At 70.6% G+C, this 6868-nt stretch carries 4 protein-coding genes; 3 read left to right on the top strand and 1 reads right to left on the bottom strand.

All coding sequences use genetic code 11. The features are described from left to right. Positions 1–297, bottom strand: a 297-nt coding sequence (locus tag ACSW7Y_RS15315; RefSeq protein WP_438127103.1) for a hypothetical protein, incomplete at its 3' end; no start/stop codon positions are given. A 130-nt stretch (positions 298–427) separates the two neighbouring features. Here ACSW7Y_RS15315 and glgX point away from each other — a divergent pair. From glgX to treZ, 3 genes are read left to right on the top strand one after another with little or no spacing between them, the layout of a single operon-like run. Beyond that, entirely contained in the window at positions 428–2635 is a 2208-nt protein-coding gene (gene glgX / locus ACSW7Y_RS15310) for a glycogen debranching protein GlgX (RefSeq protein ID WP_438127102.1), read from the top strand. Next, positions 2632–5109, top strand: coding sequence for a malto-oligosyltrehalose synthase (gene treY / locus ACSW7Y_RS15305; RefSeq protein ID WP_438127101.1), 2478 nt, complete (start codon positions 2632–2634; stop codon positions 5107–5109). The genes glgX and treY overlap by 4 nt, the downstream gene beginning before the upstream one ends. Further along, entirely contained in the window at positions 5106–6806 is a 1701-nt protein-coding gene (gene treZ / locus ACSW7Y_RS15300; RefSeq protein ID WP_438127100.1) for a malto-oligosyltrehalose trehalohydrolase, read from the top strand. The genes treY and treZ overlap by 4 nt, the downstream gene beginning before the upstream one ends. The last annotated feature ends 62 nt before the right edge of the window (positions 6807–6868 follow it).

Here is a 6868-nt window from a genome sequence, read left to right as displayed (position 1 = left end):
GCGGAGGACCGTTCCGGTCACCCAGATGACCGGGATGCTCACCGCGAGCAGCGAGATGAGGTTCGGCTCGAACTCGAGGTCCTTGCCCGGACGGCGCACGTAGGCGCCGACGGGGATGGACGTGCCACCGCCACCGCCTCCGCCGCCGTTCTCGTCGTCGCCACCACCGCCGAAGCCGAACCAGGCGATGGAGACCGGGATGAGCGTCTGGTCGCCGACCTCGACGGGCTCCCCGTAGTTCGTGCTGACCCCGACGGGACGCACCTTGTCTGCGATCTGACTCACGATGTTGGCCATGCGCGCGAGGCTACTCGGCGCTCCCTCCACAGGCGGGCGAGCACGGGGTGTTCATCCACCGCTGGGGCTTGTCTGCGGACGTGGAGGGGTGGCGCCGATATGTTGGCGCAACCCACACCTGGAGGACCGTTTGCACACCTGGCCCGGCAACCCGTACCCGCTCGGCGCGACCTACGACGGCAGCGGCACGAACTTCGCCCTGTTCAGCGAGACCGCGGACCGCGTGGAACTCTGCCTCTTCGACGAGGACGGTACCGAGCAGTGCATCGACCTCGTCGAGGTGGACGCCTACGTGTGGCACACCTACCTGCCGAACATCGGGCCGGGCCAGGAGTACGGCTTCCGCGTCCACGGCCCGTACGACCCGGCGAACGGCCTGCGCGCGAACCCGAACAAGCTGCTGCTCGACCCGTACGCGAAGGCCACGAGCGGCGACATCGACTGGGACCAGGCGCTGTTCTCGTACACGTTCGGCGACCCGGACTCCACGGACGACCAGGACTCGGCGCCGCACATGATGAAGGGCGTCGTGATCAACCCGTTCTTCGACTGGCAGGGCGACCGCGCACCGCGGATCCCCTACGGCGAGACGGTGATCTACGAGGCGCACGTCAAGGGCCTCACCGAGACGCACCCCGACGTGCCGGAGGAGCAGCGCGGCACGTACGCGGGCGTCGCGCACCCGGCCGTGATCGCGCACCTGCAGCGCCTCGGCGTGACGACGCTCGAGCTCATGCCCGTGCACCAGTTCGTGAACGACTCGACCCTGCAGGAGAAGGGGCTGTCGAACTACTGGGGCTACAACACGATCGGGTTCTTCGCCCCGCACTCGCACTACTCGTCCGCCGGCGACCGCGGGCAGCAGGTACAGGAGTTCAAGGCGATGGTGCGCGAGCTGCACCGCGCCGGCATCGAGGTCGTCCTCGACGTGGTGTACAACCACACGGCCGAGGGCAACCACCTCGGGCCGACGCTGTCGTTCCGCGGGATCGACAACGCCGCCTACTACCGCCTCGTCGAGGACGACAAGCGGTACTACATGGACACCACGGGCACGGGCAACTCGCTCAACGTCGGACACCCGCACTCGCTGCAGCTCATCATGGACTCGCTGCGGTACTGGGTGACCGAGATGCACGTCGACGGCTTCCGCTTCGACCTCGCGGCCGCTCTGGCACGTGAGTTCTACGAGGTGGACCGACTCGCGGCGTTCTTCGAACTGGTCCAGCAGGACCCGATCGTCTCCCAGGTGAAGCTCATCGCCGAGCCGTGGGACGTCGGCCCCGGTGGGTACCAGGTCGGCAACTTCCCGCCGCAGTGGTCGGAGTGGAACGGCAAGTACCGCGACACCGTGCGCGACTTCTGGCGCGGGGAGCCCTCGACGCTGGGTGAGTTCGCCTCGCGCATCTCCGGCTCGGCGGACCTCTACGAGCACGACGGCCGGACACCGAAGGCGAGCATCAACTTCATCACCGCGCACGACGGCTTCACGCTGTACGACCTCGTCGCCTACAACGAGAAGCACAACGAGGCGAACGGCGAGGACAACAACGACGGCGAGAGCCACAACCGGTCGTGGAACTCCGGGGTCGAGGGTCCGACCGACGACCCGGAGATCACCGCGCTGCGGCTCCAGCGGCGGCGGAACTTCCTCGCGACGCTGCTCCTCAGCCAGGGCGTCCCGATGATCGCGCACGGCGACGAGCTCGGTCGGACGCAGTCCGGCAACAACAACGTGTACGCGCAGGACTCGGCGATCAGCTGGATCGACTGGGAGCACGCCGACGACGACCTCGTCCAGTTCACGGCGGACGTCGTGAAGCTGCGGCACGACCACCCGACGTTCCGGCGCACGCGCTACTTCAACGGGCGTCCGGTCCGTCGGGGCGAGGGCGAGCCGCTCCCCGACGTGGTCTGGCTGACGCCCTCGGGCGAGGCGATGGACCCGGAGGACTGGGACTCGGGCTTCGGCAAGAGCGTCGGCATGTACCTGAACGGTGACGGCATCCGCGGCCGTGATGCCCGTGGGGAGCGGGTGAGCGACGTCGCGTTCATCACCTACTTCAACGCGCACGACGGCGTCGTCACGTTCACCCTGCCGCCCGAGGAGTACGCGCCCGGCTGGACGGTCCGCATCGACACGGCCGATCCCGGTGCCCGCGAAGAGGTCCTCGACGCCGGCACGGCGCTCGACGTGCCCGCACGGTCGATGATCGTCCTCCGCGAAGAGCCCGACCACGAGGTCCGCACCACGCCGGTCGACGAGGCCTCGGCCGAACCGAGCACACCGAAGAACCCGGCCGGAGCCCCCGCGCCGTCCGACGAAGGAACCCGATGAGCGCCAGGCGCGTCCCCACCTCGACCTACCGACTCCAGATCACCCCCGACTTCGACCTGTCGCAGGCCCGGGACGTCGTCGACTACGTGCACGACCTCGGCGCGGACTGGCTGTACCTGTCGCCCGTGCTGCAGGCCGAACCCGGTTCGCAGCACGGCTACGACGTCGTCGACCACACGCGGGTGGACGTCGAACGCGGTGGCGACGAGGCCTTCCGTGCGCTGGCCGAGGCGGCGCACGCGGCGGGGCTCGGTGTGCTCGTGGACGTGGTGCCGAACCACGTCGGGGTGGCGACGCCGTCCGTCAATCCGTGGTGGTGGTCGCTGCTCGAGCACGGGCAGGGCTCGCCGATGGCCTGGGCGTTCGACGTCGACTGGGACGCCGCCGGTGGTCGGATCCGCATCCCGGTGCTCGACGACCGACTGCTCGACGCCGTCGAACTCCGTGACGACCGGCTGTACGTCGGTGAGACGGCGTACCCGACCGCTCCCGACACGGTGCAGGCCGGCGACTCCGTCGCGGACGTGCACGCCCGGCAGCACTACGAGTTCGTGCACTGGAAGCGCGCCGACCACGAGCTGAACTACCGACGGTTCTTCGCGGTGAACACGCTGGCCGCGATCCGCGTCGAGGAGCCCGAGGTCTTCGCAGCGTCGCACGGGGTGATCGGTGGGTGGTTCCGTGACGGCCTCGTGGACGGCCTCCGGATCGACCACCCGGACGGTCTGTACGACCCGGCCGGCTACCTCGACGACCTCGCGCAGCTCACCGGCGGCGCCTACACGCTCGTCGAGAAGATCCTCGAGCCCGGTGAGGAGCTCCCGGCGTCGTGGCCGGTCGACGGCACGACGGGCTACGACGCGCTCGGGGTGGTGGACCGCGTGTTCGTGGACCCCGCCGGGCAGGAGGCACTGACCGCCGCGTCGGGAGCCGAACCGGCCGACTGGCAACAGCTCACGCACGACACCCGGCGCGGCATCGCGGACGGCATCCTCGGCAGCGAGGTCCGACGGCTCGCCCGGCTGCTCGTCACGACGACCGAGGGTCTCCCCGAGGACCGCGTCGTCGATGCCCTCGCCGAGGTCATCGCATCCTTCGACGTGTACCGGACGTACCTGCCCGAGGGCGGCCACCACCTCATCGCCGCGCTGGAACGCGCCGCCGAGGCCCGCCCGGACCTCAACGACGTGATCGACCGGATCGCGCCGACCCTCATCGACCCGGAGTCCGCCGCCGCGGTCCGCCTGCAGCAGACCTCCGGCATGGTGATGGCGAAGGGCGTCGAGGACACCGCGTTCTACCGGACCTCCCGGCTGACGAGCCTGACCGAGGTCGGCGGCGACCCGAGCGTCTTCGCCGTGTCCGTCGCGGACTTCCACCAGGCGCAGCGGGACCGGCTCGGCAGCTGGCCGCACACGATGACCACGCTGACCACGCACGACACCAAGCGGAGCGAGGACACCCGCGCCCGCATCGCCGTGCTCGCCGAGATCGCGGACGAGTGGTCGTCCACCCTCGACCGGCTGCAGGCGCTCGCGCCGCTCGAGGACGCCGTGCTCGCCGACCTGCTGTGGCAGGCGATCGTCGGGGCCCGGCCCGCCAGCCGCGAGCGGCTGCACGCCTACGCCGAGAAGGCGTCGCGCGAGGCCGGTGACAGCACCACCTGGACCGAGCCGGACGAGGACTTCGAGCGTCGGATGCACGCACTGGTCGACGCCGCGTTCGACGACCCGGCCGTGGTCGCCGTCCTCGATGCGTTGGACGAGCGCATCGACGCAGCCGGCTGGTCGAACGGACTCGGCGTGAAGCTCGTGCAGCTCACCGCGCCCGGTGTGCCGGACGTCTACCAGGGCACCGAGACGTGGGACCGCTCCCTCGTCGACCCCGACAACCGTCGCCCGGTCGACTACGCCGAACGTCGACACGTCCTCGCGACGCTCGACGGTCCGGAGGAGTCCGGACCCGAGCGACTGCCCGCGATCGGCCTGGACGGCGCGGCGAAGACCCTCGTGACGAGCCGAGCGCTGCGCCTGCGGCGAGACCACCCGGAGCTCTTCACCCGGTACCTCGGTCTCGAGGCCAGCGGCGTCGCCGCCGACCACGTGCTCGCGTTCGACCGCGGCGGAGCCGTGACCATCGCGACGCGCCTGCCGATCGGCCTCGAGCGCGTCGGCGGCTGGGGCGACACCCTGGTGCACGCGGCTCCCGTCGAGCGCGTGGACCTGCTGACCGGGAGGCGCGTCCCGGCTTCCCGGGGCATCCCCCTGGGCGAGGTGCTCGCCGACCTCCCCGTCGCTCTCCTGGTACCCGCTGCCGTCGCCGACGGCACGGAGCGTGAGTCCGCCGGAGCCGACGTCACGCCCGCGGCCGGCAACGCCGCGAGCGGCACCCCCACCACGTCCGGCAGCACGACCGCCGACGACACCGAGTCCGAGGCGCAGGCCGAGGTCGAGATCCTGGAAGGCCACGCATGACCGTCCCCGCCCGCTACGCCGTCTGGGCGCCGAAGCCGGACCGGGTCCGACTCGTCGTCGACGACGTCGAGTACCCGCTGACCCGGGGCACCGACGACTGGTGGACCACCGACGCGGTGCTCCCCCACGTCGGTGCACGCTACGGCTTCCGCATCGACGACGACGACGCCGTCCGTCCCGACCCACGCAGCCGCTTCCAGCCCGAGGGGGTGCACGGTCCGTCCGAGGTCGTCGACCCCGAACGCTTCGCCTGGACCGACGACGCCTGGACCGGACGACCGGCCCGCGGCGGAGTGATCTACGAGATGCACGTCGGCACGTTCACCCCGGAGGGCACGCTCGACGCCGCCGCCGCACAGCTCGAGCACCTCGTCGAGCTCGGGGTGTCGTTCGTCGAGGTCCTCCCCGTCAACGGCTTCAACGGCGAGTGGAACTGGGGCTACGACGGTGTCGCCTGGTACGCCGTCCAGCACTCCTACGGCGGTCCGGACGCCTACGACCGCTTCGTCGACCGGGCCCACGCGCTGGGCCTCGGCGTGATCCAGGACGTCGTCTACAACCACCTCGGGCCGAGCGGCAACTACCTCCCGCTGTACGGGCCGTACCTGCTGCAGGGGCTCGGCAACACGTGGGGCGACTCGGTGAACGTCGAGCACCCCGAGGTCCGGCGCTACGTGCTCGACAACGTACGGATGTGGTTCCGGGACCACCACGTCGACGGGCTCCGGCTCGACGCCGTGCACGCCATCCGTGACACCACCCGGCCGCACGTCCTGGCGGACATGGCCTCCGAGACGGACGCGTACTCCGCGTTCACCGGACGACCGCTGTCGCTCATCGCGGAGTCGGACCTCAACGACCCGGTCATGTTCCGCCCGCGGGAGTCCGGCGGGTACGGGCTCGCCGGCCAGTGGTCCGACGACTTCCACCACGCCGTGCACGTCGCGCTCACGGGTGAGACGAACGGCTACTACGGGGACTTCGCACCGCTCGGTGCGCTCGCGAAGGTGCTCGACCACGGGTTCTTCCACGACGGCACCTGGTCGTCCTTCCGGAAGAAGCGCCACGGACGGCCGATCGACCGCGGGACGTCGCCGTCGACGGCGCTCGTGGTCGCGAACCAGAACCACGACCAGATCGGGAACCGGGCCGCGGGCGACCGGCTCGCGGCGACCCTCGACGACGAGCAGCTCGTCATCGCAGCCGCCCTGACCCTGCTCGGACCGTTCACGCCGATGCTGTTCATGGGTGAGGAGTTCGCGGCCTCGACGCCGTGGCAGTTCTTCACCTCCCACCCCGAGCCGGAGCTCGGGAAGGTCACCGCCGAGGGACGCATCAAGGAGTTCGCGGAACACGGCTGGGACGAGTCGATCGTGCCGGACCCGCAGGACCCGGAGACCTTCCAGCGGTCGAAGCTCGACTGGTCGTCGCTCTCCGGGGAGCGCGAGTCGACGATCCTCTCCGCGTACCGGGTGCTCGTCGCGCTGCGCCGTACGGAGCAGGCGTTCGTGGACCACCGCTACGAGGCGAACGCCGTCCGGTTCAGCGAGGACCGGCGCTGGCTGGTGCTGTCGCGCGGACTCCTCGGCCCGGACGCCGCGCCCGTGCACGTCGTCGTGAACTTCCTCGACGGGGCGACCAGACGATCTGCGAGAGGCCGAGCTGCTTCGAGGCCGGGACGACCTCGCCCTCGATGACCCGCCAGAGCATCGAGTACTGCGGCTGGTTCGAGATGAGCTGGAAGCCGAGCTCCTTCGCG

Origin of the sequence: Curtobacterium flaccumfaciens (assembly GCF_051548005.1) — a bacterium.
Lineage (GTDB): Bacteria > Actinomycetota > Actinomycetes > Actinomycetales > Microbacteriaceae > Curtobacterium.
The sequence above is the reverse complement of the archived record's forward strand: the minus strand, read 5'-3'. Positions and strand labels throughout refer to the sequence as shown.

What these genes read in the sequence shown, in the direction of transcription:
- treY (WP_438127101.1), top strand. Translation starts at nt 2,632, where the DNA reads ATGAGCGCCAGGCGCGTCCCCACCTCGACCTACCGACTCCAGATCACC.
- treZ (WP_438127100.1), top strand. Translation starts at nt 5,106, where the DNA reads ATGACCGTCCCCGCCCGCTACGCCGTCTGGGCGCCGAAGCCGGACCGG.